Origin of the sequence: Blastococcus sp. PRF04-17 (assembly GCF_023016265.1) — a bacterium.
GTDB lineage: Bacteria > Actinomycetota > Actinomycetes > Mycobacteriales > Geodermatophilaceae > Blastococcus_B.
The window spans coordinates 4,315,896-4,340,642 of record NZ_CP095412.1; the positions used below are offsets into that span (position 1 = coordinate 4,315,896).

25 protein-coding genes, 1 rRNA gene and 3 pseudogenes are annotated in these 24,747 nt (G+C 73.0%); 26 read left to right on the plus strand and 3 right to left on the minus strand.

Annotation, left to right across the window (positions count from 1 at the left end; all coding sequences use genetic code 11):
• Positions 1–15 precede the first annotated feature (15 nt).
• On the plus strand, positions 16–1,182 hold the full coding sequence (locus tag MVA48_RS21980; RefSeq protein ID WP_246983670.1) for an NTF2-like N-terminal transpeptidase domain-containing protein: 1,167 nt from the start codon (positions 16–18) through the stop codon (positions 1,180–1,182).
• Positions 1,113–1,906, plus strand: a pseudogene (locus MVA48_RS21985) (penicillin-binding transpeptidase domain-containing protein). The gene MVA48_RS21980 and the pseudogene MVA48_RS21985 overlap by 70 nt, the downstream one beginning before the upstream one ends.
• A gap of 229 nt (positions 1,907–2,135) precedes the next feature.
• On the opposite strand, the gene MVA48_RS21990 reads toward MVA48_RS21985, so the two are convergent.
• Together MVA48_RS21990 and MVA48_RS21995 are read right to left on the minus strand one after the other, a co-directional pair.
• Entirely contained in the window at positions 2,136–2,609 is a 474-nt protein-coding gene (locus MVA48_RS21990; protein ID WP_246983674.1) for a ferritin-like domain-containing protein, read from the minus strand.
• A gap of 12 nt (positions 2,610–2,621) precedes the next feature.
• Positions 2,622–3,110, minus strand: coding sequence for a hypothetical protein (locus tag MVA48_RS21995; protein WP_246983676.1), 489 nt, complete (start codon positions 3,108–3,110; stop codon positions 2,622–2,624).
• Between the two features lie 268 nt (positions 3,111–3,378).
• Here MVA48_RS21995 and rimP point away from each other — a divergent pair, with 268 nt between their 5' ends.
• The 15 genes and pseudogenes from rimP (at position 3,379) to MVA48_RS22065 (ending at position 13,910) form a co-directional block, all read left to right on the plus strand.
• A complete protein-coding gene (rimP, locus tag MVA48_RS22000; RefSeq protein WP_246983678.1) occupies positions 3,379–4,053 on the plus strand; it encodes a ribosome maturation factor RimP in 675 nt (224 codons plus the stop codon).
• A gap of 59 nt (positions 4,054–4,112) precedes the next feature.
• Positions 4,113–4,292: pseudogene (locus MVA48_RS22005) on the plus strand (NusA N-terminal domain-containing protein); the annotation flags it as partial.
• Positions 4,293–4,489: 197 nt separating this feature from the next.
• Positions 4,490–5,167: a transcription termination factor NusA gene (gene nusA / locus MVA48_RS22010; RefSeq protein WP_246983680.1), complete on the plus strand. Its 678-nt coding sequence runs from the start codon at positions 4,490–4,492 to the stop codon at positions 5,165–5,167.
• Between the two features lie 41 nt (positions 5,168–5,208).
• Positions 5,209–5,571, plus strand: a complete 363-nt coding sequence (locus MVA48_RS22015; RefSeq protein WP_246989343.1) for a YlxR family protein — start codon at positions 5,209–5,211, stop codon at positions 5,569–5,571.
• A gap of 61 nt (positions 5,572–5,632) precedes the next feature.
• On the plus strand, positions 5,633–6,331 hold the full coding sequence (locus MVA48_RS22020; protein WP_246983682.1) for a translation initiation factor IF-2 N-terminal domain-containing protein: 699 nt from the start codon (positions 5,633–5,635) through the stop codon (positions 6,329–6,331).
• Positions 6,331–8,496 (plus strand): translation initiation factor IF-2, encoded by a 2,166-nt coding sequence (gene infB, locus MVA48_RS22025; protein ID WP_246983684.1) that lies wholly within the window; start codon positions 6,331–6,333, stop codon positions 8,494–8,496. Before MVA48_RS22020 ends, infB begins: the two co-directional genes overlap by 1 nt.
• Before the next feature lie 119 nt (positions 8,497–8,615).
• A complete protein-coding gene (locus MVA48_RS22030; protein ID WP_246983686.1) occupies positions 8,616–8,909 on the plus strand; it encodes a DUF503 domain-containing protein in 294 nt (97 codons plus the stop codon).
• Positions 8,910–8,959: 50 nt separating this feature from the next.
• Positions 8,960–9,469, plus strand: a complete 510-nt coding sequence (rbfA, locus tag MVA48_RS22035; RefSeq protein ID WP_246983695.1) for a 30S ribosome-binding factor RbfA — start codon at positions 8,960–8,962, stop codon at positions 9,467–9,469.
• On the plus strand, positions 9,466–9,711 hold the full coding sequence (locus MVA48_RS22040; protein ID WP_246983697.1) for a hypothetical protein: 246 nt from the start codon (positions 9,466–9,468) through the stop codon (positions 9,709–9,711). Before rbfA ends, MVA48_RS22040 begins: the two co-directional genes overlap by 4 nt.
• A gap of 6 nt (positions 9,712–9,717) precedes the next feature.
• Positions 9,718–10,725, plus strand: coding sequence for a DHH family phosphoesterase (locus MVA48_RS22045; protein ID WP_246983699.1), 1,008 nt, complete (start codon positions 9,718–9,720; stop codon positions 10,723–10,725).
• A gap of 29 nt (positions 10,726–10,754) precedes the next feature.
• Positions 10,755–10,931: pseudogene (locus tag MVA48_RS23690) on the plus strand (MATE family efflux transporter); the annotation flags it as partial.
• A complete protein-coding gene (locus tag MVA48_RS22050; RefSeq protein WP_256461190.1) occupies positions 10,913–12,061 on the plus strand; it encodes an MATE family efflux transporter in 1,149 nt (382 codons plus the stop codon). The pseudogene MVA48_RS23690 and the gene MVA48_RS22050, both read left to right, overlap by 19 nt.
• An 83-nt stretch (positions 12,062–12,144) precedes the next feature.
• A complete protein-coding gene (locus MVA48_RS22055; RefSeq protein ID WP_246983703.1) occupies positions 12,145–12,603 on the plus strand; it encodes a hypothetical protein in 459 nt (152 codons plus the stop codon).
• On the plus strand, positions 12,600–13,058 hold the full coding sequence (locus MVA48_RS22060) for a hypothetical protein (protein ID WP_246983705.1): 459 nt from the start codon (positions 12,600–12,602) through the stop codon (positions 13,056–13,058). Before MVA48_RS22055 ends, MVA48_RS22060 begins: the two co-directional genes overlap by 4 nt.
• 231 nt (positions 13,059–13,289) lie before the next feature.
• On the plus strand, positions 13,290–13,910 hold the full coding sequence (locus MVA48_RS22065; protein WP_246983707.1) for an ExsB family transcriptional regulator: 621 nt from the start codon (positions 13,290–13,292) through the stop codon (positions 13,908–13,910).
• Here MVA48_RS22065 and larB read toward each other — a convergent pair.
• Positions 13,901–14,569 carry a nickel pincer cofactor biosynthesis protein LarB gene (gene larB, locus MVA48_RS22070; RefSeq protein WP_246983716.1) on the minus strand — a complete coding sequence of 223 codons (669 nt, stop codon included), beginning with the start codon at positions 14,567–14,569 and terminating at the stop codon, positions 13,901–13,903. The genes MVA48_RS22065 and larB overlap by 10 nt on opposite strands.
• 63 nt (positions 14,570–14,632) lie before the next feature.
• Here larB and MVA48_RS22075 point away from each other — a divergent pair, with 63 nt between their 5' ends.
• The 9 genes from MVA48_RS22075 (at position 14,633) to MVA48_RS22115 (ending at position 24,482) form a co-directional block, all read left to right on the plus strand.
• Entirely contained in the window at positions 14,633–14,956 is a 324-nt protein-coding gene (locus MVA48_RS22075; RefSeq protein ID WP_246983718.1) for an antibiotic biosynthesis monooxygenase family protein, read from the plus strand.
• A 96-nt stretch (positions 14,957–15,052) separates the two neighbouring features.
• A complete protein-coding gene (locus MVA48_RS22080) occupies positions 15,053–16,192 on the plus strand; it encodes a branched-chain amino acid aminotransferase (RefSeq protein ID WP_246983720.1) in 1,140 nt (379 codons plus the stop codon).
• Positions 16,193–16,219: 27 nt separating this feature from the next.
• Complete coding sequence (locus MVA48_RS22085) at positions 16,220–17,191, plus strand: bifunctional riboflavin kinase/FAD synthetase (RefSeq protein ID WP_246983722.1); 972 nt, start codon at positions 16,220–16,222, stop codon at positions 17,189–17,191.
• Between the two features lie 92 nt (positions 17,192–17,283).
• The gene (gene rpsO / locus MVA48_RS22090; protein ID WP_246983724.1) at positions 17,284–17,553 is read left to right on the plus strand and encodes a 30S ribosomal protein S15; all 270 of its coding nucleotides are present in this window, start codon (positions 17,284–17,286) and stop codon (positions 17,551–17,553) included.
• A gap of 276 nt (positions 17,554–17,829) precedes the next feature.
• On the plus strand, positions 17,830–20,079 hold the full coding sequence (locus tag MVA48_RS22095; protein ID WP_246983726.1) for a polyribonucleotide nucleotidyltransferase: 2,250 nt from the start codon (positions 17,830–17,832) through the stop codon (positions 20,077–20,079).
• Between the two features lie 11 nt (positions 20,080–20,090).
• Positions 20,091–21,437, plus strand: coding sequence for a M16 family metallopeptidase (locus MVA48_RS22100; protein ID WP_246983727.1), 1,347 nt, complete (start codon positions 20,091–20,093; stop codon positions 21,435–21,437).
• Positions 21,437–21,820 (plus strand): VanZ family protein, encoded by a 384-nt coding sequence (locus MVA48_RS22105; protein ID WP_246983729.1) that lies wholly within the window; start codon positions 21,437–21,439, stop codon positions 21,818–21,820. Before MVA48_RS22100 ends, MVA48_RS22105 begins: the two co-directional genes overlap by 1 nt.
• A 4-nt stretch (positions 21,821–21,824) precedes the next feature.
• Positions 21,825–22,610, plus strand: coding sequence for a 4-hydroxy-tetrahydrodipicolinate reductase (gene dapB, locus MVA48_RS22110; protein ID WP_246983731.1), 786 nt, complete (start codon positions 21,825–21,827; stop codon positions 22,608–22,610).
• Positions 22,611–22,963: 353 nt separating this feature from the next.
• Positions 22,964–24,482, plus strand: a 16S ribosomal RNA gene (locus tag MVA48_RS22115).
• The last annotated feature ends 265 nt before the right edge of the window (positions 24,483–24,747 follow it).

Genomic DNA, 24,747 nt, shown 5'->3' on the forward strand with positions numbered 1-24,747 from the left:
TGCCACCCTGTCGGCGTGCGGACGAGACGCGGCGCAGCCCTGGCCACAGCCCTCCTGGCCGGCCTGCCGGTGGTCAGTGCCTGTTCCGGCAGCAGCGAGGACGACGTCCGCGCGGTGGCCCAGGGTTTCCTGGACGCCTGGGCGGACGGCGACGAGGCGGGCGCCGCGCAGGCGACGACCGATCCCGAGGCGGTCACCGCCCTGCTCGAGCAGACCGCGACCGACCTGCCCGGTGCCGCCCTGAACCCGGGGATCGGCGCGGTGACCGTCGACGACGCCACCGCGACGGTCACCTGGACGGCGACCTGGGACCTCGCCGCCGCCCCCGACTGGACCTACGAAGCGACCATGGAGCTGCGCGAGGAGGGCGACGACTGGCAGGTCGTCGCCGCACCCACACTCGTGCACCCGGAGCTCGGTGACGGACAGCACCTGGTGCTCAGCCGCACCCTGCCGGAGCGGGCGCAGGTCACCGACGCGGCCGGAGCTCCGCTGTTCACGCCGACCGAGGTGGTCAACGTCGGCGTCGACCCGGCCCAGGTCACCGACCTGCCCGCGCTGGCGCAGGCGCTGGGCTCGGCCACCGGCATCGCGCCGGAGGACATCGTCGCCGACGTCCAGGCCGCGCCGGCCGGTCAGTTCGTGCCGGTCATCACCCTGCGGCGGCCGCAGTTCGAGGCGATCCGCGCCGAGGTGTTCGAGCTGCCGGGGGCGGTGTTCCCGACCGAGACCCGGCTGCTGGCTCCCACGCCACGCTTCGCCGCGGCCCTGCTCGGCCGCATCGGCGAGGCCACGGCGGAGGTCATCGAGGAGACGACGGTGAACGGCGTGCCGCGGTACGCAGCCGGGGACCGGCTGGGCCTCTCGGGCCTCCAGCGCGCCTACCAGGAGCAGCTCGCAGGCACCGCCGGCTTCACCGTCTCGGTCGTCAGCAGCGACGAGAGCACGGGTGACGAGGGTGTGCAGCTCGAATCGGTGCCGCCGGAGCCGGGCACCCCCTGCAGACGCCCCTGGTGCGGGCGGTCCAGGCCGCGGCCGACGACGCGGCAGCCGCGCAGCCCCTGCCCACGCACGTCGTCGTGGTGCGCCCGGGCACCGGCGAGATCCTCGCGGTGTCGTCCAACGAGGCGGCCGACGCCAGCCTCGCGCTGGCCGGTCGGTTCCCGCCGGGCTCGAGCATGAAGATGATCACCGCCACCGCTCTGCTGGCCACCGGCGACTACACGCCCGACACCCCGCTGCCCTGTCCGGGCACGATCGTCGTGGACGGGCGCGAGTTCGAGAACCAGGACCGCTTCGACCTGGGCGTCGTCCCGTTCCGGGAGACCTTCGCCCAGTCGTGCAACACCACCTTCATCGAGCAGGCGCTCACGCTGCCCGGCAGCGCGCTCGCCGACACGGCGGCGGCCTACGGGGTCGGCACGGACTGGCAGTTGCCGGTGGACGTCTTCAGCGGCAGCGTCCCGGCAGACAGCACCGGCACGACGCGGGCCGCGAACGCGATCGGTCAGGGCGAGGTCCTCATGAGCCCCGCGCAGATGGCGCTGGTCGCCGGTGCGATCGCGAGCGGCACGCCGGCCGCCCCCGTCGAGGTCCTGGACGCCGAGGCCGCCGGGCCGACCCCGTCGGGCCCCGCGGCGCCGGTGCTCGAGGCGCTCCGGACCATGATGCGCCAGGTGGTGCTCACCGGAACGGCGCAGGCGCTGGCCCCCGGGGCGAGGTCTTCGGCAAGACGGGCACCGCGGAGTACGGCAGCAACGTGCCACCCGACGCGCACGGCTGGTTCGTGGGCTACCAGCTCGGCGGGCCGCAGGGTGACATCGCCTTCGCGGTGCTGGTCGAGGGCGGTCAGTCCAGCAGCGTCGCCGTCGGCGTCACCGACGCCTTCCTCGCCGGACTGGGCTGACTCTCAGGCGCCGCGCAGCCACGGGCGCCGACGCCGTCCCGTCGTGGCCCGGGTCTGACCGGGCAGGTCCAGCAGGTGACCGAGCCCCGTGCGGCTGGGCGTGCTCATCGGACTGTCCTTCCGACGGACGGGCGCGGAACCGGTCGCTCCGCTGTCGGCAGGGTGCGGCCGCGTCCTTGCGGGGGACTTGAGATCCACTGGAAGCGGAGGCGATCGACGCGGCGGCAGCTCAGCCCGCCGGGAGCCCCGGGAACGCGGTCGTGGCGGGGTTCTGGCCGGCCGTCGCCCGCCAGGTCACCGCCCGCACCTCGGCCGCGACGAGCGCGCCGACCGCGAACTCGCGGACGGCCCGGTCGACCGCCTGGTCGAGCACCCGCACCCACGCGGCCGCGACGCCGTCCTCCAGGACCACGGCGAGCGCCGCGGCATCGACCTCGGACAGCACCGGGAAGGGCAGGGCGTAGCCGCCCTCGGCCCCCGGCGCCTCGGCGTCCCGGTCCGCCAGCAGGGTGACCAGCTGGTCCCGCACGTCGCGGTGGGCGGTCTCGGACGCCGCGGCGGCCGGTTGGGCGTCGACGCCCAGTGCCGCGCCGACGACCCCGTAGCCCCAGACCGCTGCGTGCTCGGCCGCCAGGGCGTCGGCCAGGGCGGCGTTCTCGGTGCCCTCGTCGAGCGTGCCCGCGCCGCCGGTGTCGTCAGCCATCGTCGGATCCCGTCATGCCAGTCGCGTCTCCTGCCCGCGCAGACCGGCGGCGATCGAGCCCAGCAGCGCCGCCCGGGCTCCCGACTGGCCCAGGCAGGCGCTCGCATGCGAGGCGGCGGCCGCGCCGACCTGCGTCCGCAGCCACGCGCGGGTCTGCGGCGCCGGGGGCGCGGGCTCGCCGGCCGGGGTGGCGGACGCCGTGCTGCCCGGCGCGGCCGCCCGCAGCCGCGCCAGCTGCTCGTCGGCCTGGGCCGACAGGTCCGCCGTCTCCGCGCCGAGGCCCGCGTCGGCGGCGGCCGCCGCGGCGAACGCCGCCACCAGTGCCTGCTGCACAGCCACCTGCGCGGCGAGCTCGTCGGCCTGCTGGCTGGTCACCTTCTCCCGCTCGTCCGCGGGCGGCGACGAGCACCCCGCGACCAGGACGGCCAGGCCCGCGGCGGACGCCGCCAGCAGGGTGCGCCGGGAGAACCCTGCCGGCCGCGGGGGAGGAGTGGGAAGCATCGCCTCCCATCCTCGCAGCCGCGGGTGCGGGGAGTCGGCTGACCGTCCAGGCGCGTCCCGCGCCCGCCCGCCCCTCCCCGTGGGTCACTCGCGTCCCACGGTCCTCCCAGGTGCTCGCCCTCCGCCGGGCGGTAGCCTGACCACTCACCCTCGAACCGGCCCCGACCAGCGCCGGAGGCAGCACGACGGACCTCCGTGCGGGACGTCGCCGGCTCGGAGGTCCACTGCGCTCCGCACCGTGCGGCCGCACCGTCCCCGAGGAGGAAGCGTGTCCGCCTCTCGCGGGACCCAGCGCAGCGATCCCGCCACCGCCCGGCTGACCGAGTGGATCGCACCGGTCGTCACCGCCGCCGGTTACGACCTGGAGGAGCTGGTGGTGACCCCCGCGGGGCGGCGCAGCGTCGTCCGGGTGGTGGTCGACCGCGACCGGGGGGTGACCCTCGACGACATCGCCGACGTCAGCCGAGCGGTGTCCGAGGTGCTCGACGAGAAGGACGACGGCATGGGCCGGACCCCGTACGTCCTGGAGGTCACCAGCCCCGGGGTCGACCGGCCGCTCACCGAGCCACGGCACTGGCGGCGGAACACCGGCCGCCTGGTCGCGGTCGCGGTCGGACCGGTCGGCTCCACCGAGCAGGTCACCGGCCGGATCACCGCCGTCGGCGACGCGGGTGTGGAGCTCGCCGTCGAGGCCCCAGGGAAGCCGGGCGCGAAGAAGCGGCCGCCGACTGCCCGCACGGTGCCCTGGGCGCAGCTCGGTGCCGGCCGGGTGCAGGTCGAGTTCGGCCGGGCGGACGCCGTCGCTGGTGACGAGGACGACGACGAGTTCGAGGACGACGAGCCCGAGGACGACGAGCCCGAGGACGACGAGCCCGAGGACGACGAGCCCGAGGACGACGAGCCCGAGGACGATGTCCCGCCGCTGCGAGGAGGAGGACAGTGAACATCGACGTCACCGCGCTCAAGGCGGTGGAGCGGGAGAAGGGCATCCCCGCGGACACGGTGATCGAGGCGATCGAGTCCGCGCTGGTCACCGCGTACCGGCACGCCGACGGCGCCGCCAAGCACGTGCGGGTCCACGTCGACCGCAAGAGCGGCGAGGTGGCCGTCCTCGCCCAGGAGCTGGGCCCGGACGGCGAGGTCGTCCGGGAGTGGGACGACACCCCGACCGACTTCGGCCGGATCGCCGCCAGCACCGCCAAGCAGGTCATCGTCCAGCGGCTGCGCGACGCCGAGCACGAGCAGACCTTCGGCGAGTACGCCGGCAAGGAGGGCGACATCGTCAGCGGCATCGTGCAGGCGCACGACCGCCGTAACGTCCAGGGCACCGTGCTGATCGACATCGGCAAGGTCGAGGCGGTCCTCCCCCGGCGGAGCAGGTGCCCGGCGAGAGTTATCCGCACGGCAGCCGGATCAAGGCCTACGTGGTCTCCGTCGCCCGGACCTTCCGCGGCCCGCAGGTCACCGTGTCCCGCACGCACCCGCACCTGGTGCGCAAGCTCTTCGCGCTGGAGGTGCCCGAGATCGCCGACGGCAGCGTCGAGATCGTCGCGGTGGCGCGCGAGGCCGGGCACCGCTCCAAGATCGCCGTCCGCACCAAGGTGCCCGGACTCAACGCGAAGGGCTCCTGCATCGGCCCGATGGGCCAGCGGGTGCGCAACGTCATGAGCGAACTGCACGGCGAGAAGATCGACATCGTCGACTGGTCCGAGGACCCGGCGACCTTCGTCGCCTCGGCGTTGAGCCCGGCCCGGGTCAGCAGCGCCCGGGTGGTCGACGCGCAGGCCAAGGCGGTGCGCGTGATCGTTCCCGACTACCAGCTCTCGCTGGCGATCGGGAAGGAAGGGCAGAACGCCCGGCTGGCCGCCCGGCTGACCGGCTGCCGGATCGACATCCGCAGCGACGCGCAGCCCGACGACGCGGCCGCGACGCCCTCGCCGGGAGTCGGCCGGGCGCCGCTGCGCTCGGGCGCGCCGACTCCTCCGACGGGGGCGCGCCCGCCGGGCCACCGGCCACCACCCCGACGCGCGGAACATCCCGGTCCCGCCACGCGCTAGAGTGCAGGGTGGCCGAAACGTCGATCCCGGTCCGCACCTGTGTGGGGTGCCGGAAGCGCGCTCCGGTCACGGATCTACTGCGTGTCGTCGTCCGTTCGGGGGCCCTGGTCCCCGATCCGCGGCGGCGGCTCCCCGGCAGGGGGGCATCGGTGCACCCCACGCGGGAGTGCCTGCACGCAGCCGAGCGACGCCGGGCCTTCCCCGGGCGCTGCGCCTCCCCGGAGGTGGCGGTGCGCCGCTGGAGGCCGGTCCGCTCCGGGACCACATCCGCACGGCCTCCCGGGAGGCCAGCGCGGTGCGAACCGGATCGGGCGACAGCAGTACTCGGTCGGACACGGCACCAGGCCGGTCCGCACGTCGACAGGACACCGTCGGATGACTCAGCCGTGAAGTTCTCACGATGACCATGCGCCACTAACGACGAGGTCGAGCGGGCAAGCCGCCGGCCTCACACAGAGGAGACCCGTGCCAGGCAAAGCCCGCGTACACGAACTCGCCAAGGAGTTCGGTGTCGACAGCAAGACCGTGCTCGCCAAGCTCAAGGAGCAGGGCGAGTTCGTGAAGTCCGCGTCCTCCACCGTCGAGGCCCCCGTGGCCCGGCGGCTCCGTGAGGCGCTGGGCAGCTCGACCGGCGGCAACGGCGCAGCGGCCCCGGCCGCCAAGCCGGCCGCTCGTCCCAGCGCGCCCAGCCGGCCGCCCCGGCGGCCTCAGCTCCCGCGACTCCGGCTCCGGCACCCGCCGCCCCGCCGGCGGCGCCCGCGCCCGCACCGGCCGCACCCCCGGCCGCGCCGGCTCCGCAGGCTCCCGCGGCGAGTGCCCCGGCGCAGCCGGCCACCCCACGCCCCGCCGGGCCGCGTCCCGGTCCCGCCGGAGGTGCGGCACCCGCCGGTCCGCGACCCGGTCCGCGACCGGCACCGCGTCCCGGCAACAACCCCTTCAGCAGCGCACCGCGCCCCGCGGCGCCCGGCGCTCCCGGTCCGCGTCCGGGTCCGGCCGCCGGTCCCGGCGGTGCACCCGGTGCCCGCCCGGCCCCCGGCGGCCCCCGCCCGGCGCCCGGTGCGGGCGGTCCGCGTCCCGGCCCCGGTGGTCCGCGCCCGGCGCTCGGTGCCGGTGGTCCCCGTCCGGCTGCCGGTCCCGGTGGGCCGCGCCCGAACCCGGGCATGATGCCGCAGCGTCCCTCGCCCGGCATGATGCCGCCGCGTCCGGCGGCCGGTCGTCCCGGCGGCGGCCCCGGTGGCCCCGGCGGCCGTGGCCGCCCCGGCGGTCCCGGTGCCGGCGGCGGCTTCCGTCCCGGTGGCGGCGGTGGCGGCGGTGGCGGCGCGCCCGGTGCCGGCGCCCCCGCGGGCGGTGGCTTCCGCGGTGGCGGCGGTGGCCGTGGCCGCGGCCGCGGTGGTTCGGGTGCCGGCACGGCCGGTGCGTTCGGTCGTCCCGGTGGCCGCGGCCCCGTCCGCGGTCGCAAGAGCAAGAAGCAGCGGCGTCAGGAATTCGACTCGATGGCGGCGCCCAGCATGGGCGGCGTCTCGCTGCCGCGCGGCAACGGGCAGACCGTCCGGCTGCCCCGGGGTGCGTCCCTGACCGACCTCGCCGAGAAGATCGGCGCGCAGCCCGCCGCCCTGGTCACCGCCCTGTTCCACCTGGGCGAGATGGTCACCGCGACGCAGTCGGTCAACGACGAGACGCTCCAGCTCCTCGGTGCCGAGATCGACTGGGTCATCCAGGTCGTCAGCCCCGAGGACGAGGACCGCGAGCTGCTCGAGACCTTCGACCTCACCTTCGGAGACGAAGAGGGCGAGGAGGGCGACTGGGAGGCCCGCCCGCCGGTCGTCACCGTCATGGGTCACGTCGACCACGGCAAGACCAAGCTGCTCGATGCCCTCCGTGACGCCAACGTGGTGGCGCGCGAGGCCGGCGGCATCACCCAGCACATCGGCGCCTACCAGATCGTCACCGAGCTCGACGGCAACCAGCGTCCGGTCACCTTCATCGACACCCCCGGTCACGAGTCGTTCACCGCGATGCGTGCCCGAGGCGCGAAGGTCACCGACATCGTCGTCCTCGTGGTCGCGGCCGACGACGGCGTCATGCCGCAGACGGTCGAGGCGCTCAACCACGCCCAGGCAGCCGAGGTCCCGATCGTGGTCGCGGTGAACAAGGTGGACAAGGAGGGGGCCAACCCCGCCAAGATCCGCCAGCAGCTCACCGAGTACGGCCTGGTGGCCGAGGAGTACGGCGGCGAGACGATGTTCGTCGACGTCTCGGCCATCACCCGCCAGGGTCTCGACGACCTGCTCGCGGCCATCCTGCTGACCGCCGACGCCTCGCTGGACCTGCGCGCGAACACCGAGCAGGACCCCCAGGGCGTGGTCATCGAGGGCAAGCTGGACAAGGGCCGCGGCCCCGTCGCCACGGTGCTCGTCCAGCGCGGAACGCTGCGCCAGGGCGACTCGATCGTGGCCGGCGACGCCTACGGTCGCGTCCGCTCGCTGCTCGACGAGCACGGCAACAAGCTGAAGGAGGCCCTGCCGGCTCGCCCCGTGCAGGTCGTGGGCCTCACCTCGGTGCCCCGTGCCGGCGACACGTTCCTGGTGGTCGAGGAGGACCGGGTGGCCCGGCAGATCGCCGACCGCCGCCAGGCCCGCATCCGCAACGCGCAGAACGCCTCCATGCGCAAGCGGATCAGCCTCGAGGACCTCGATGCGGCTCTCAAGGAGACCCGTCAGCTCAACCTGATCATCAAGGGCGACAACTCGGGCACCGTCGAGGCGCTCGAAGAGGCGCTGATGAAGATCGAGGTCGACGACGACATCTCGCTGCGGGTCATCCACCGCGGTGTCGGCGGCATCACCAAGAGCGACATCGACCTCGCGCTGGCCGACGACGTCATCGTCCTGGGCTTCAACGTCCGGGCCGAGGGGCAGGCCACCGAGCTGGCCAACCGCGAAGGTGTGGACGTCCGGTACTACACGGTCATCTACCAGGCGATCGACGAGATCGAGGCCGCGCTCAAGGGCATGCTCAAGCCCGTCTACGAGGAGGTCCAGCTCGGCACGGCGGAGGTCCGCGAGGTCTTCCGGGTGCCGCGCATCGGCAACGTCGCCGGTTCGCTGGTCCGCAGCGGCACGATCGTCCGCAACTCGAAGGCGCGGCTCATCCGCGACGGTGCCGTGGTCGCCGACAACCTGACGGTGGAGTCCCTCCGCCGGTTCAAGGACGACGCGACCGAGGTCCGCGAGGGCTACGAGTGCGGTATCGGGCTGGGGTCGTTCAACGACATCAAGGTCGACGACGTGATCGAGACCTTCGAGATGCGCGAGATCCCCCGCACGTAACCACGCCGGCGGGTCCCTTGATGATCAGGTTCCCTGATCATCAAGGGACCTCCCTCGCCGTCGGCGGTGAGGGAGGACCCCCGCGGAAAGGGAGGACGTCGACCGCGGGACGGAGGAGAGTGTTCACGGGCACGCTCACCGCCGACCTCCTGCTCGGCGACGTCCACTCGCTCAAGGGCAAGCGGGCGCTCGTCCGGCCGATCGTGGCCGAGCTCCGCCGGCGCTTCTCGGTGGCCGCCGCGGAGGTCGGCGACCAGGAGCTGCACCGCCGGGCGCAGATCGGCGTCGCCACCGTCGCCGGGGACGCCGGGCAGGTCACCGACGTCCTCGATGCCTGCGAGCGGTTGCTGGCCGACCGGCCGGAGGTGACGCTGCTGTCGACGCACCGACAGCTGTTCAGCGATACCGATTGATCGGTCCCGTCCACCCGGCGTCGTCCGACGCCCTGACTCCAGGAGGTCCGATGGCCGACCCGGCCCGCGCACGCAAGCTGGCGGTGCGCATCCGGCAGATCGTCTCCGCTGCGATCGAGACCCAGATCAAGGACCCCCGACTCGGCATGGTGACCGTCACCGATGCCCGGGTGACCGGTGACCTCCGCGAGGCCACGGTCTTCTACACCGTCTACGGCGACGAGACCGCGGTCGCCGACTCCGCGAAGGCCCTGGCCAGCGCGACCGGCGTCCTCCGGTCGACGGTCGGGCGGCAGACCGGCATCAAGTTCGTGCCGACGCTGGCCTTCGTCGCCGACCACGTCCCGGACACCGCCCGGGAGCTGGAGGAGGCGCTGGAGCGCGCCCGGCACGCCGACGCCGAGCTGGCCCGCGTCCGGGAGGGCGCGCAGTACGCCGGCGACGCCGACCCGTACCGCCGCCCGGCCGAGGACGACGAGGACGACGACAGCGACACGGGAGCGGCGGCGACTGCCGATGAAGGAGTCGACGACGCCGTCCCGACGAGGAGCGCCCTGTGACGGAGAACGACCCGGATCCGCACGAGCCGGACGAGGGCCAGGGCACGTCCGTGCTGGGCGGGCGCAGGGTTCCCGATGCCGGTGACCCCACCGACGGCGGCAGGCGCGGCGAGATCGGGGACGCCCCGAGCATCCGCGCCGACGAGCCCGACGCCGCCGGCGACGGGTACCCCGTCGGCGGTGGCGACGTCTCCGAGGAGACCGACGCCCCGCCGGTCGCCGACCCCGGCCCGGGCGACTGAGCCGCCATGCCGCTCTCCTCGTCGCGGAGGACGCAGGGATCGTCCCGTTCGGCGGCCGGCGTCCTGTCCCAGGCTGCCGACGCCCGTGCGACCGTCGTCCTCAGCGGGCACGTCCAGCCCGATGCCGACGCCCTGGGCAGCACGCTCGCCCTGGCCGAGGGGCTGCGCCGGCGCGGCGCCCGCGTGCTGACCACCTTCCCCGACCCGTTCACGCTGCCCACGTCGCTCGGCTGGTTGCCCGGCACCGAGGGACTGGTGCCGTCGTCGGCCGTCCCCTCGTCGCCCGATGTCTTCGTGAGCCTCGACGCCGCCTCGCCCGCCCGCCTCGGTGAGCTGGCGACGCTGCTGGACCACGCCGGCACGTCGGTCGTCGTCGACCACCACGCCAGCAACCCCGGCTTCGGGGACGTGCAGCTGGTGGACGGGGGCGCCCCGGCCACCGTGGTGCTGGTCGCCGGGCTGCTCGACGAGCTGGGCGTGACGGTGGACGCGCAGCTGGCGACGCTGCTCTACGCCGGGCTGGCGGCCGACACGGGCTCCTTCCGGTTCGGCAACACCCGCCCGGACACCCACGAGCTGGCCGCGCGCCTGCTCGCCACGGGCATCGACCACTCGGCGATCAGCCGCCGGCTGTTCGACACCGCGCCGTTCGGCTGGCTCGGACTGCTCTCCGTGGTCACCGGTCGCGCCGTCCTCGAGCCCGATGTCGGCGCCGGTCTCGTCTGGACCTGGTCCAGCACCGCCGAGGCCGCCGAGCACGGCCTGCCGGGCGAGCAGCTCGAGGCGCTGGTGGACGTCGTCCGGTCGACCGAGGAGGCCGACGTCGCCTGCGTGCTCAAGGGCCAGGACGACGGCTCGTGGTCGATCTCCCTGCGCTCGCGCGGCGCCACGGACGTCGCCCGGGTGGCCATGGCCCTCGGTGGCGGGGGACACACGCTGGCGGCCGGCTACAGCTCCTACCTCGACCGCGAGAAGACCGTCGAGGCGCTCCGCCAGGAGCTCTCCGCGGAGTGACCGGGCCGCCGGAAGCGGCCGGGACGGCCATGTCGGCGGGTCGACGGCCGTCGGTTCTCGCGCTCGCGCTGCCGGCGCTGGTCGTCCTCGCAGCGGAGCCGCTGTACCTGCTCGTCGACACGGCGGTGATCGGCAACCTGGGCACCGTGCCCCTCGGCGGGCTCGCCGTCGGCGGTGGCCTGCTGGCCTGGGCGGCGGCGCTGCTGAACTTCCTCGCGTACGGGACGACCGCCCGCGCCGCTCGCCGGGCCGGAGCGGGGGACAGGGCGGCGCGGTCGCCGAGGGCGTGCAGGCGACCTGGCTCGCCATCTGCCTCGGCCTCGGCGTCCTGCTGCTCTTCCAGCTGTTCGCCGGACCGCTGACCCGGATCCTGGCCGGCGGCACCGGCGCCGTCGCCGAGTCCGGGGAGCAGTGGCTGCGCGTCGCCTCCCTCGGGCTGCCGCTGCTGCTGATCTCCCTGGCCGGCAACGGGTGGCTGCGCGGCGTCCAGGACCTCCGGCGGCCGGTCCGCTACGTGCTGGCCGGGAGCCTGCTCAGCCTCGTGCTCTGCCCGCTGCTGGTGCACCCGGCCGGAATGGGCCTGGTGGGGTCGGCCGTGGCCAACGTGGCGGGTCAGGCCGTGACCGCCGCCCTCTTCGTGCGTGCGCTGGTCCGCGAGGGGGGCGGCTGGCGCCCGCGGCCCACCGCACTCGGCCGCCAGCTCCTCATCGGCCGTGACCTGCTCCTGCGGGCCGTCGTCCTCCAGCTGTCCTTCCTCGTCGCCGCCGGGGTGGCGGCGCGGTCGGGGACCGCCGGGCTCGGCGCGCACCAGATCGCCCTGCAGCTGTTCTTCTTCCTCGCCCTGGTCCTCGACGCGTACGCCATCGCCGCGCAGACGCTCGTCGGTCACGCGCTCGGCGCACAGCGCCCCGGCGAGGCTCGCGCCACGGCGGCGCGGGTCGTCCGCTGGGGGATCGGCACCGGTCTCGCGATCGCGGCGGTACTGCTGGCCACGCGTGACGTCCTCATCCCCGTGTTCACCGACGATCCCGCCGTCCGCGCGCAGGCCGAGGTGGTCTGGTGGTTCCTGGCCGGCATGCAGCCGCTGGCCGGCGCCGTCTTCGCCCTCGACGGCGTCCTCATGGGGGCCGGGGACGTCGGCTACCTCCGCACGCTCACCATCGGCTCCGCCGTCCTGGGCTTCCTGCCGCTCTCGCTGCTGGCCGGGCCACTCGACTGGGGGCTGGCGGGGATCTGGACCGGCCTCAGCCTGTTCATCGGCCTGCGGCTGGTCGGCGTCCTCCTCCGGGTGGCGGGTGACCGCTGGCTGCACGCGCCTGCGACGGTAGGCGCGTGAGCCGCGATGCTGAGAACGACGCCCGAGTGAGCATCGCAGGGAGCGCCAGCGACCGAGGAGCGGAGGGAGGGCGGAGTCGAGCCGTGAGGAAACGTTCCGATGCCGACGTCCCGCCCGGCCTGCTGCTGGTCGACAAGCCCGGCGGCATGACGTCCCACGACGTCGTCGCGCGGGCACGGCGGGTGCTGTCGGTGCGCAAGGTCGGCCACGCCGGAACGCTGGACCCGATGGCCACGGGACTGCTCGTCCTCGGCGTCGGGGCGGCCACCCGGCTGCTCGGTCCCGTGGGCGGCCACGACAAGACCTACGAGGCGACGATCCGGCTCGGCCAGGCCACGGTGACCGACGACCGGGAGGGCGAGGTGCTCGCGACCGTCTCGGCCGCCGGTGTCGACGACGACGCGGTCCGCGCGGCCCTCGCCCGGCAGACCGGGCCCCTGCAGCAGGTGCCCTCGTCGGTGAGCGCGGTCAAGGTCGGCGGTCGTCGCTCCTACGACCGGGTGCGCGCGGGGAGGCCGTCGAGCTCGCGCCACGCCAGGTGACGATCCACCGGCTCGACGTCCACCGGATCGAGCGCCCCACGCCCGACCTGGTCGACGTCGACGTCACCGTCACGTGCACGGCCGGCACCTACATCCGGGCCATCGCGCGGGACGCCGGTGCCGCACTCGGCGTCGGTGGCCACCTGACGGCCCTGCGTCGCACGGCGTCGGGACCGTTCGCGGTCGAGCGCGCGGCCACCGTCGAGGACGCGGGTGCGTCGCTGCTGGCCGGTGGCGGCGCGGGCTTCCTGCCCCTCGCCGAGGCGGGGGCCACCGTCTTCCCCGTACGGGCCCTCACCGCCGACGAGGCGCGCGCGCTCGGGTACGGCCAGCGCATCCCGGCCACCGGCGTCCCCGGACAGCACGCCGCCGTGGACCCGGACGGCCGCCTGGTCGCCCTCGTCGAGGACAGCGGGACCACCGCCCGGGTGACCGTCGGCTTCCCGCCCCCGTGAGAACCTGCGGCCCGTGAGCACGCTCGACGAACGACTCGCCGCCCTCGATGCCGACCTGGCGCGGCTGTCCGGGGTGCTGGTCGCCTTCTCCGGCGGGGTCGACTCCGGCGTCGTGCTCGCGGCGGCGGTCCGCGCCCTGGGCGCCGACCGGGTGGTGGCCGCGACGGCGGTGTCCCGAGCCTGCCGGCGTCGGAGCGGGCGGGTGCGGCGGCGTTCGGTGCCGTGCTCGGCGTGCGCCACGAGTTCCCGCGCACCGACGAGCTCTCCCGCGCGGGCTACCGGGCGAACGCCGGCGACCGGTGCGCGTTCTGCAAGACCGAGCTGGTCGACGTCCTCACGCCCCTGGCCGCCGAGCTCGGGATCGGCGACGTCGTGACCGGTACCAACGCCGACGACCTGCGGGCCGGGTTCCGGCCCGGCATCCGCGCCGCCGCCGCGCGTGGCGCCTGGGCGCCGCTGGCCCGCGCCGGCATGACCAAGGACGACGTCCGTGCCGCTGCCCGCCGGTGGGAGCTGCCCCTGGCCGACAAGCCCGCCGCCGCCTGCCTGGCCAGCCGGATCGCGTACGGCGTGCCGGTCAGCGCCGAGGGCCTCGCCCGCGTCGAGGCCGCCGAGAGCTCCCTGCGATCGGCCATGACCGGCGCGGGGCTCCCGGTGCGCGACCTGAGGGTGCGGGACATGGGCGCCGACGTGGCCCGTGTCGAGGTGGACGCCGCGCTGGTGGCCGAGCTGACCGCGCGCCCGGAGCTGCTGGCGGCGGTCGCCGGGTTCGTCCGGGTCGAGGTCGACCCGCGGGGCTTCCGGTCCGGCTCGATGAACGAGCTGCTGCCCGATCCCGTCCGCTACCGCTGAGCCGACCGGACGATCCGCGCGGCGGCCACGCCGGCCCCGAAGCCGTTGTCGATGTTGACGACGAGCACACCGGGAGCGCAGGCGGTGAGCATCGTGAGCAGCGCCGCGAGGCCCTCGAAGGCGGCGCCGTAGCCGACCGAGGTGGGCACGGCGACCACGAGCCGGTCGGTGAGGCCGGCCACGACGCTGGGCAGTGCGCCGTCCATGCCGGCCACCACGACCACCGCGTCGGCCGCGGCCAGCTCCGGTGCCACGGCGAGGACCCGGTGCACGCCGGCCACGCCGACGTCGTCCACCCGGGTGCAGCCCACGCCGCTGGCGGCGAGCGTCGCGGCCACCTCGGCCGCGACGGGACGGTCGGAGGTCCCGGCCGTCAGCACGAGCACGTCGCCGACGGGCTCGGGGAGCTCGCCCACGACCGCCACCCGGGCCGGGGCGTCGATGCGGGCATCGGGCCACCGCTCGCGCACGGCGGCCGCGGTGGCGTCGTCCACCCGGGTGGCGAACGCCGTCGTCGCGCCGCCGTCGAGCAGGGCCGCCAGGCAGGCCACTGTCTCCGCCGGGGTCTTGCCCGCCGCGTAGACGACCTCCGGGGTCCCCGTCCGGTCGGCGCGGTCGAGGTCCAGGCGGGCGAAGCCGATGTCCGCGGTGCGCTGCACGTTCACTCCTCCAGGGTGCCTCATCCGGGATTGCGCACCGGCCGGACCGGGAAGGGGAGCGGCATGAGCATCGTCAAGATCAACGCGATCACCGTCCCGCCGGACAAGCAGGCCCGGTTCGAGGAGCGGTTCCGCGGACGGGGCCGGCACGTGGAGAACACGGAGGGGTTCGAGTGGTTCGAGCTGCTCCGCCCCCAGGAGGGCACGGACCAGTACCTCGTGTACACGCGGTGGAGCAGCGAGGAGGCCTACCGGGCCTGGGAGTCGGGCCAGGACTTCGCCCGCGCCCACGACGGAGGTGGCGACGACCTGGCGCCGGCGGCCAGCGACTCCCACCACCTGTGGTCCTACGAGGTGATCGAGAGCGCGGCACCGGATCGTCCCTGACCGTCGGGCTACTGTGACCGCACCGGCTCTCCGCCCGGAGGGCCGGTGCCGGGCCGCGCGGCGGTCCCGACAGCCCAGCACTCGCAGGTGGGAGCCATGACCGACACGCTCGCCGACAGCCGGACCTCGTCGCGGATGTTCACCGAGGGCGTGCCGCTCGTGGTGGAGGACCGACCCCGCCGAGCCGCGGCCGAACGCGCCGAGATGCTGGCCGACCCCGGCTTCGGGCGGTACTTCACCGACAGCATGTTCCTCGCCCGTTACCGCACCGGGCAGGGCTGGTACGACGCCCGGCTGACCGCTTACGCGCCGCTGCAGCTGGACCCCTCGACGGCCGCCCTGCACTACGCCCAGTCGATCTTCGAGGGCCTCAAGGCCTACGCGCAGCCCGACGGCAGCGTGGCGACCTTCCGCCCCGAGGCGAACGCGGCCCGTTTCGCCCGCGGTGCGCGCCGGCTGGCGATGCCGCCGGTGCCCGAGGACTCGTTCATCGCCGCCGTCGACGCCCTCGTCGACGCCGACCGCGACTGGGTGCCGACCGGGCCCGATCAGACGCTCTACATCCGCCCGTACCAGCTCGCCGTCGAGCCGTTCCTCGGCGTGCGGCCGGCCAACGAGTACCTGTTCCTGGTCATCGCCAGCCCCGCCGGTGCGTACTTCCCCCGCGGCGTGCACCCCGTCTCGGTCTACCTCTCCGAGGACTACATCCGGGCCGCCCCCGGTGGTACCGGCGACGTGAAGTGCGCCGGCAACTACGCGGCCAGCCTGCTGGCACAGGAGCAGGCCATCGCCGCCGGCTGCGACCAGGTCGTCTGGCTCGACGCGCACGAGAAGCGCTACGTCGAGGAGATGGGCGGGATGAACCTGTTCTTCGTCCTCGGGTCCGGGGACGACGCCGAGCTCGTGACGCCCGAGCTGACCGGCACCCTGCTGCCGGGCATCACCCGGGACTCGCTGATCGAGGTGGCCCGCTCCATGGGTCACACGGTCACCGAGCGGAAGTTCAGCGTCGACGAGTGGCGGAAGGGCGTCGCCGACGGCGCCGTCACCGAGACGTTCGCCTGCGGCACGGCCGCGGTGATCACGCCTGTCGGCGAGGTGAAGGCGCGCACGGGCGACTTCACCGTCGGCGACGGCCGCCCGGGGCCCCTCACCATGCGGTTGCGCGAGTCGCTGCTGGACATCCAGCACGGGCGGGTGCCCGACACCCGCGGCTGGCTGCACCGGGTCGGCTGAGGGCGGGCGGGCCGGGTCGAGCGAGCGATGCTGCGTTGGCGGGGGCTGGAGGCCACCCCGGGTGATCTCGGACGGACGGTCGTCACCGTCGGCATGTACGACGGGGTGCACCTCGGGCACCAGAAGCTGATCGGGACCGCTGTCGAGCGGGCCCGCGCGATGCGCCGTCCGTGCCTGCTGCTGACCTTCGACCCGCACCCGGCCGAGGTGGTGCGTCCGGGCTCGCACCCGGCGATCCTGACGTCGATGGACCGCAAGGCCGAGCTCGTGGCGGGGCTGGGGGTGGACGCCATGTGCGTCCTGCCGTTCACGCCGGAGTTCATGCGCCTGTCGCCGGAGACGTTCACCCACACGGTCCTGGTCGAGCACCTGCACGCCGCCCAGGTCGTCGTCGGGCAGAACTTCACCTACGGGTTCAAGGCCAGCGGCACCGTGGACACCCTGGTGGCCGAGGGCCGGCGCTTCGGCTTCACGGTGGAGGGCGTAGCGCTGGCGAACGTGGGTGCGGACGACGGACCGGGGGAGGGGGACGTGACGATCTCCTCCACCTACATCCGGGCGTGCGTGGCGGCCGGCGACATGGTGTCGGCGGCCCGCGCCCTCGGGAGGCAGCACCGGGTCGACGGCGTCGTCGTCCGGGGCGACCGCCGGGGGCGGGAGCTCGGCTACCCGACCGCCAACGTGGAGACGGCGCCGTTCACCGCCATCCCGGCCGACGGCGTCTACGCCGGGCACCTGGTGACCCGCGATCCCCGCAGCGGCGCCAGCCGCGAGCGGTTCCCCGCGGCGATCTCGGTCGGGAGCAACCCCACCTTCCAGGGCAGCCGGCGCACGGTGGAGGCCTACGTCCTCGACTTCGACGACGACCTCTACGGGGAGCACGTCGGGGTGGAGTTCGCCCAGCGGCTGCGCCCGATGGCGGCCTTCCCCGACGTCGACGCGCTGCTCGCGGCGATGGCCGAGGACGTCTCCGGCACCCGCCGCATCCTCGGCATGTAACCTGGAGCGCAACGTCGGGCAACCGACGTGTGTGCAGCCTGCCCCCGTGATTCAGACCGGGGGCCACACGTGACCCGCCCCGGAGGCGAATCATGGCGCTCGACAGCGCGCTGAAGAAGCAGATCATGACCGAGTACGCCACGGTCGAGAACGACACCGGTTCGCCCGAGGTCCAGGTCGCGATGCTGACCCGTCGGATCAGCGACCTCACCGAGCACCTCAAGGCCCACAAGCACGACCACCACAGCCGGCGGGGCCTGCTCCTGCTGGTCGGCCGGCGTCGCCGGCTGCTGAACTACCTGGCGAAGACCGACATCACCCGGTACCGCTCGCTCATCGAGCGGCTCGGCCTGCGCCGCTAGGCACCACCAGGGGACCGCTCCCGGAACGCTCCGGGACGGTCCCCTTCCTGGTGCGGCACCCGCCGCCCCAGGACAACCGGCCAGCCGCCGGACGCGCCCCCGACGGGCCGGTCCTCGGTAGTGGCTCCCGGGCACGAATCGGTTCCCCCGAACGGGGAACCTGGACCCGAGGGCTTCGATCGAGCACCGGTCACCCCGGACGCCGGACGGCGAGAGGCCGTCAGAGGAGTCGCCGGTCGGCACGAGGCCGAGGCGACAAAGAAGAGAGAAGGACACGTGTCCGCACCCACCATCACCGCAGAGTTCGACGCCGAGGACGGCGTCACCACCGCCACCGCGGTCATCGACAACGGCAGCTTCGGCAGCCGCTCCGTCACGTTCGAGACCGGCCGCCTCGCCCGTCAGGCCGCCGGCTCCGTCGTCGTCACCATGGGCGACACCATGCTGCTGTCGGCCACCACGGCCGGCCGGCAGCCCAAGGAGCAGTTCGACTTCTTCCCGCTCACGGTCGACGTCGAGGAGCGGATGTACGCCGCCGGGCGCATCCCCGGCTCGTTCTTCCGTCGCGAGGGCCGGCCGTCGGAGGACGCGATCCTCACCTGCCGCCTGATCGACCGCCCGCTGCGCCCGACCTTCGCCAAGGGCCTGCGCAACGAGGTCCAGGTCGTGATCACGGTCATGTCGCTGGACCCGGCCCACCTGTACGACGTCCTCGCGATCAACGGCGCCTCGGCGTCCACCCAGCTCTCCGGCCTGCCGTTCTCCGGTCCGGTCGGCGGCACGCGCGTCGCGCTCATCAACGGCCAGTGGGTCGGCTTCCCGACCCACGCCGAGCTCGAGGACGCCGTCTTCGACATGGTCGTGGCCGGCCGGGTCCTGCCCGACGGCGACGTGGCGATCATGATGGTCGAGGCCGAGGCGACCGAGAAGACGATCGCGCTGGTCGCCGGCGGCGCCCCCGCCCCGACCGAGGAGATCGTGGCGCAGGGCCTCGAGGCGGCCAAGCCGTTCATCAAGGCGCTCTGCGACGCGCAGTCCGCCCTGGCCGCCAAGGCGGCCAAGCCGGTCGCCGAGTTCCCGCGTTTCCTGGACTACCAGGACGACGTCTACGCCGCCGTCGAGGCCGAGGTCGGCGACCGCCTCGCGCAGGCGCAGCAGATCGCCGGCAAGCACGAGCGCGAGGACGCCACCGACGCCCTCAAGGACGAGGTCAAGGCCGCGCTGGCCGGCCGGTTCGAGGGCCGCGAGAAGGAGATCTCCGGAGCCTTCCGAGCGCTGACCAAGAAGGTCGTCCGCCAGCGCATCCTGCGCGAGAAGGTTCGCATCGACGGCCGCGGCCTGACCGACATCCGGCCGCTGTCGGCCGAGGTCGAGGTCATCCCGCGGGTGCACGGCTCGGCCCTGTTCGAGCGCGGCGAGACCCAGATCCTCGGTGTCACCACGCTCAACATGCTCCGCATGGAGCAGCAGCTGGACACGCTCTCGCCCGAGACGCGCAAGCGGTACATGCACAACTACAACTTCCCGCCGTACTCCACCGGTGAGACCGGCCGCGTGGGCTCGCCCAAGCGCCGCGAGATCGGCCACGGCGCCCTGGCCGAGCGGGCGCTCGTCCCGGTGCTGCCCGACCGCGAGGAGTTCCCCTACGCGATCCGGCAGGTCTCCGAGGCGCTGGGCTCCAACGGCTCGACGTCCATGGGCTCGGTCTGCGCCTCCACCCTGGCGCTGCTCAACGCCGGTGTGCCGCTCAAGGCACCGGTTGCGGGCATCGCCATGGGCCTGGTCTCCGACGAGGTCGACGGCAAGACCGAGTACGTCGCATTGACCGACATCCTGGGGGCCGAGGACGCCTTTGGCGACATGGACTTCAAGGTCGCCGGCACGCGGGACTTCGTCACCGCGCTGCAGCTGGACACCAAGCTGGACGGCATCCCGTCGGACGTGCTGGCCGGTGCGCTGACCCAGGCCCGCGCCGCCCGCCTGCACATCCTCGACGTGATGAACGAGGCCATCGACGCCCCCGACGAGATGAGCCCCTACGCCCCGCGGGTGACCACGGTGCGCATCCCCGTCGACAAGATCGGCGCGGTCATCGGCCCCAAGGGCCAGATGATCAACGCCATCCAGGACGAGACCGGCGCGGACATCACCATCGAGGACGACGGCACGATCTACGTCGGCGCCTCCGATGGCCCGTCGGCCCAGGCGGCGGTCGACCGCATCAACGCGATCGCCAACCCGCAGATGCCCAAGGTCGGCGAGCGCTTCCTCGGCACGGTCGTGAAGACCACGCCGTTCGGCGCCTTCGTCTCCCTGCTGCCGGGCAAGGACGGCCTCGTCCACATCAGCAAGCTGGGTGGCGGCAAGCGCATCGGCAAGGTCGAGGACGTCGCCAACGTGGGCGACAAGATGCAGGTGGAGATCACCGACATCGACGCCCGCGGCAAGATCAGCCTCGTGCCCGTCGCGGCCGAGGGCGAGGGCGCTCCGGCTGCCGAGCCGGCAGCGGCGCCCGCCGGTGAGTGACGACGCCTGACGTGTCGGGTTCCGGGGCGGGCGCTGCCGCGTCCGCCCCGGTCCCCGTCGGCGACACCGTGCTGCTCGATCTCGACGAGGTCGGCGGACGGGTGGAGCGCACGGAGCTGCCGGGCGGCCTGCGGGTCGTGACCGAGACGATGCCCGGGGTGCTGTCGGCGACCCTCGGCATCTGGGTGGGCGTGGGCTCGCGGGACGAGGACCCGACCGTGGCCGGCTCCTCCCACTTCCTGGAGCACCTGCTCTTCAAGGGCACGGCGTCGCGCAGCGCGCTCGAGATCGCGACGGCCATGGACGCCGTCGGCGGTGAGATGAACGCCTTCACCGCCAAGGAGCACACCTGCTACTACGCCAACGTCCTCGCCAGCGACCTGCCGCTCGCGGTCACCCTGCTGTCCGACCTCGTGACCGAGGCGCGCAACACCGCCGAGGACCTCGAGTCGGAGCGCACGGTCGTGCTCGAGGAGATCGCGATGCGCGACGACGAGCCCTCCGACGCCGTCCACGACCTCTTCGCCGAGACGCTCTACGGCGACACCCCTCTGGGCCGGTCGGTGCTCGGCTCGACCCGGTCCATCGAGAATCTGACCCGGGACGACGTCGACGGCTGGTACCGGTCCCGCTACACGGCACCCTCGATGGTGGTGACCGCGGCCGGCCGGGTGGACCACCGGCAGGTGCTCGACCTGGTGACCGCTGCCTTCGGAGCTCGGCTCGGCGGTGGCCAGCGGCCCGCGCCACTGCGCACGGGTGACGCGTCACCGCAGAAACCGGCTCGTAGCGCCGGACTCATCGCCCGGCGGACCGAGCAGACGCACCTGCTCCTGGGCACCCCCGCCATGGGACGGCTCGACGACCGCCGCTACGCCGCCGCGGTTCTCGACGCTGCGGTGGGTGGGGGTATGAGCTCCCGGCTGTTCCAGGAGATCCGCGAGAAGCGCGGCCTGGTGTACAGCGTCGGCTCGTCGCTCACGCACTACGCCGGAGCCGGAGCGTTCTCCGTCTACGCCGGGTGCTCCAAGAAACGTGTCCCGGAAGTGCTGCGGTTGATCCGCGGCGAGCTGGACCGCGTCGCCGCCGACGGCATCACCGCCGAGGAGGTGGCTCGCGGTCGTGGCCAGCTGAAGGGCGGACTGGTGCTCGGCCTGGAGGACACCGGCTCCCGGATGAGCCGGCTCGGCAAGAGCGAGCTGTCCTACGGGGAGTACCTGCCCGTGCGTGAGGTGCTCGACCGGATCGACGCGGTCGACGAGGAGCAGGTCCGCGCCGTGGCCGCGGAGCTGTTCACCCAGGAGACCTGCCTCGCCGTCGTCGGCCCCTACCGCGAGTCCGACCTCGACCGGCTCTGATGCCGGTGCGCGAGGCGATGCAGGAGCACGGTCCGCTGTCCCGGGGCGCCTTCGCCGTCGTCGTCCTCCTGTCGCTCGCCGTGCTGTTCGCACCCGCGGACGATGTGCCGTCCGCCCCGCCGGGCGTCGACAAGGTCGTCCACGTGGCGCTGTTCGCCGCCCTGGCCCTGACGGGCCGGTGGGCCGGCATCGAGGCGAAGGCGCTCGGCGCGGGACTGGTCTGCTACGCCGCCCTCAGCGAGGTACTGCAGTCCGTGACTCCCCTGCAGCGCTCCGGCTCGGTGGCCGACTGGCTCGCCGACGTCGTCGGTGTGCTCGTCGGACTGCTGTGCTGGCAGTGGCTCGCCCGCCGGCACGGGCGGTCACAGGACCGCCTAGCCTGACCGCGTGACCAGCCCTCCCACCGCCGCACACGCCGACGGGTCGACGCCCATCACCGTGGCCGTCCTCGGGGCCCGGGGGCGGATGGGCACAGAGGTCGTCAAGGCCGTCGACGCCGCGGACGACCTCGAGCTGGTCGCGACGGTCGACGACGGCGACGAGCTGTCGCAGGTCGTCGATGCCGGAGCCCAGGTGGTGGTCGACTTCACCAGGCCGGACGTCGTCATGGACAACGTCCGGTTCTGCATCGAGCGGGGCATCCACTGCGTGGTGGGGACGACGGGCTTCGACGAGGCGAGACTGGCGACGGTCGCCGGCTGGCTCGAGCCCAAGCCGGACCTGGGCGTGGTCGTCGCCCCGAACTTCGGGATCGGCGCCGTCCTGCTCATGAAGTTCGCCCAGGAGGCGGCGCGCTTCTTCCCCTCCGTCGAGATCGTGGAGTTGCACCACCCGAACAAGGTCGACGCCCCCTCGGGCACCGCGGCGCGCACCGCCCGTCTCGTGGCCGCGGCTCGGCGGGAGGCGGGACTGCCCCCGGCCCCCGACGCGACCACGGACTCCCTGCCCGGCGCACGCGGTGCCGACGTCGAGGGCGTGCCCGTGCACGCGGTCCGGCTGACCGGCCTGGTGGCTCACCAGGAGGTGCTGATGGGTGCGGCGGGGGAGACCCTGACCCTCCGACACGACTCCTACGACCGCGCCTCGTTCATGCCCGGCGTGCTGGTTGCCGTGCGGGAGATCGGCCGACGGCCCGGCCTGACCGTGGGACTCGAGAGCTTCCTGGGCCTCTGAGAAAGGACCCCCTCGCTCACACCCCTCGCAGGCTCGGGGCGAGCCTCCGGAGGGGGCCGTGCAGGGCCCGGCGACGTCGTGTATGGTTCTTCATGCGCCGCGCGGCCCGGGAGGGCCGCCGGACCAGGAGCCCCGGATGGGGAACAACTGGAAACCGGCGTGGTGTTGGACATCCAGCCAGCGAGGAAGCCCCGGTGGGGGTGGATTTGTTGCGCGTCCGCTCTTTGAGAACTCAACAGCGTGCCGAAAGTCAGTGCCAAGTAATACCCCGTGTCGGGTTCTTCGGAGCTCGGCTGGGTTCCTTTGGTTGATTGACCCGAGTGTCAGCTCGGGGTCTCAGCCGGTTTCAAACATCTACGGAGAGTTTGATCCTGGCTCAGGACGAACGCTGGCGGCGTGCTTAACACATGCAAGTCGAACGGTGAACCTGCTTCGGTGGGGGATCAGTGGCGAACGGGTGAGTAACACGTGGGCAACCTGCCCCTGGCTCTGGGATAACTCCAAGAAATTGGGGCTAATACCGGATATGACTGCTGACCGCATGGTCTGGTGGTGGAAAGATTTATCGGCTGGGGATGGGCCCGCGGCCTATCAGCTTGTTGGTGGGGTAGTGGCCTACCAAGGCGACGACGGGTAGCCGGCCTGAGAGGGTGACCGGCCACACTGGGACTGAGACACGGCCCAGACTCCTACGGGAGGCAGCAGTGGGGAATATTGCGCAATGGGCGGAAGCCTGACGCAGCGACGCCGCGTGGGGGATGACGGCCTTCGGGTTGTAAACCTCTTTCAGCAGGGACGAAGCGGAAGTGACGGTACCTGCAGAAGAAGCACCGGCCAACTACGTGCCAGCAGCCGCGGTAATACGTAGGGTGCAAGCGTTGTCCGGAATTATTGGGCGTAAAGAGCTCGTAGGCGGTTTGTTGCGTCGGCTGTGAAATCCCGAGGCTCAACCTCGGGTCTGCAGTCGATACGAGCAAACTGGAGTGTTGCAGGGGAGACTGGAATTCCTGGTGTAGCGGTGAAATGCGCAGATATCAGGAGGAACACCGGTGGCGAAGGCGGGTCTCTGGGCAACAACTGACGCTGAGGAGCGAAAGCGTGGGGAGCGAACAGGATTAGATACCCTGGTAGTCCACGCCGTAAACGTTGGGCGCTAGGTGTGGGGCTCATTCCACGAGTTCCGTGCCGCAGCTAACGCATTAAGCGCCCCGCCTGGGGAGTACGGCCGCAAGGCTAAAACTCAAAGGAATTGACGGGGGCCCGCACAAGCGGCGGAGCATGTTGCTTAATTCGATGCAACGCGAAGAACCTTACCTAGGCTTGACATGCACGGAAATCTCCCAGAGATGGGGGGTCCGTAAGGGCCGTGCACAGGTGGTGCATGGTTGTCGTCAGCTCGTGTCGTGAGATGTTGGGTTAAGTCCCGCAACGAGCGCAACCCTCGTCCTATGTTGCCAGCACGTGATGGTGGGGACTCATAGGAGACTGCCGGGGTCAACTCGGAGGAAGGTGGGGATGACGTCAAATCATCATGCCCCTTATGTCTAGGGCTGCAAACATGCTACAATGGCCGGTACAAAGGGCTGCGATACCGTGAGGTGGAGCGAATCCCAAAAAGCCGGTCTCAGTTCGGATTGGGGTCTGCAACTCGACCCCATGAAGTTGGAGTCGCTAGTAATCGCAGATCAGCAACGCTGCGGTGAATACGTTCCCGGGCCTTGTACACACCGCCCGTCACGTCACGAAAGTCGGTAACGCCCGAAGCCGGTGGCCCAACCCTTGTGGAGGGAGCCGTCGAAGGCGGGATCGGCGATTGGGACGAAGTCGTAACAAGGTAGCCGTACCGGAAGGTGCGGCTGGATCACCTCCTTTCTAAGGAGCACTGGCCGCGCCCCGTGTGGGGGTGTGGTCCAGAGCTGTGCTCGGGCCGTGACGGTCGCCCACTACCGGGTGGCTGCTGGTGCCTGGTGACAGTGCTCGAGGGTGGAACGCTGACCAGTTCGGCCGGTGCCTGTCGGTCGCCGCTAGTACGGCTCCCCCTCTGGGGGTGGGTGTGGAACGTGGTGCCGGGTGGGTGGCTGGTCGTAGGCGCGCTGTTGGGTCCTGAGGGAGCGGGCCATCTCCTGCGGGGGGTGTG

Excerpts from the sequence above, each read along its gene's own strand:
- MVA48_RS22075 (WP_246983718.1), top strand. The coding sequence starts at position 14,633 with ATGAGCATCGTCAAGATCAACGCGATCACCGTCCCGCCGGACAAGCAG.
- MVA48_RS21995 (WP_246983676.1), bottom strand. The coding sequence starts at position 3,110 with ATGCTTCCCACTCCTCCCCCGCGGCCGGCAGGGTTCTCCCGGCGCACC.
- rbfA (WP_246983695.1), top strand. The coding sequence starts at position 8,960 with ATGGCCGACCCGGCCCGCGCACGCAAGCTGGCGGTGCGCATCCGGCAG.
- rpsO (WP_246983724.1), top strand. The coding sequence starts at position 17,284 with ATGGCGCTCGACAGCGCGCTGAAGAAGCAGATCATGACCGAGTACGCC.
- MVA48_RS22085 (WP_246983722.1), top strand. The coding sequence starts at position 16,220 with ATGCTGCGTTGGCGGGGGCTGGAGGCCACCCCGGGTGATCTCGGACGG.
- MVA48_RS22105 (WP_246983729.1), top strand. The coding sequence starts at position 21,437 with ATGCCGGTGCGCGAGGCGATGCAGGAGCACGGTCCGCTGTCCCGGGGC.
- MVA48_RS22045 (WP_246983699.1), top strand. The coding sequence starts at position 9,718 with ATGCCGCTCTCCTCGTCGCGGAGGACGCAGGGATCGTCCCGTTCGGCG.
- MVA48_RS22080 (WP_246983720.1), top strand. The coding sequence starts at position 15,053 with ATGACCGACACGCTCGCCGACAGCCGGACCTCGTCGCGGATGTTCACC.
- MVA48_RS21990 (WP_246983674.1), bottom strand. The coding sequence starts at position 2,609 with ATGGCTGACGACACCGGCGGCGCGGGCACGCTCGACGAGGGCACCGAG.
- infB (WP_246983684.1), top strand. The coding sequence starts at position 6,331 with ATGCCGCAGCGTCCCTCGCCCGGCATGATGCCGCCGCGTCCGGCGGCC.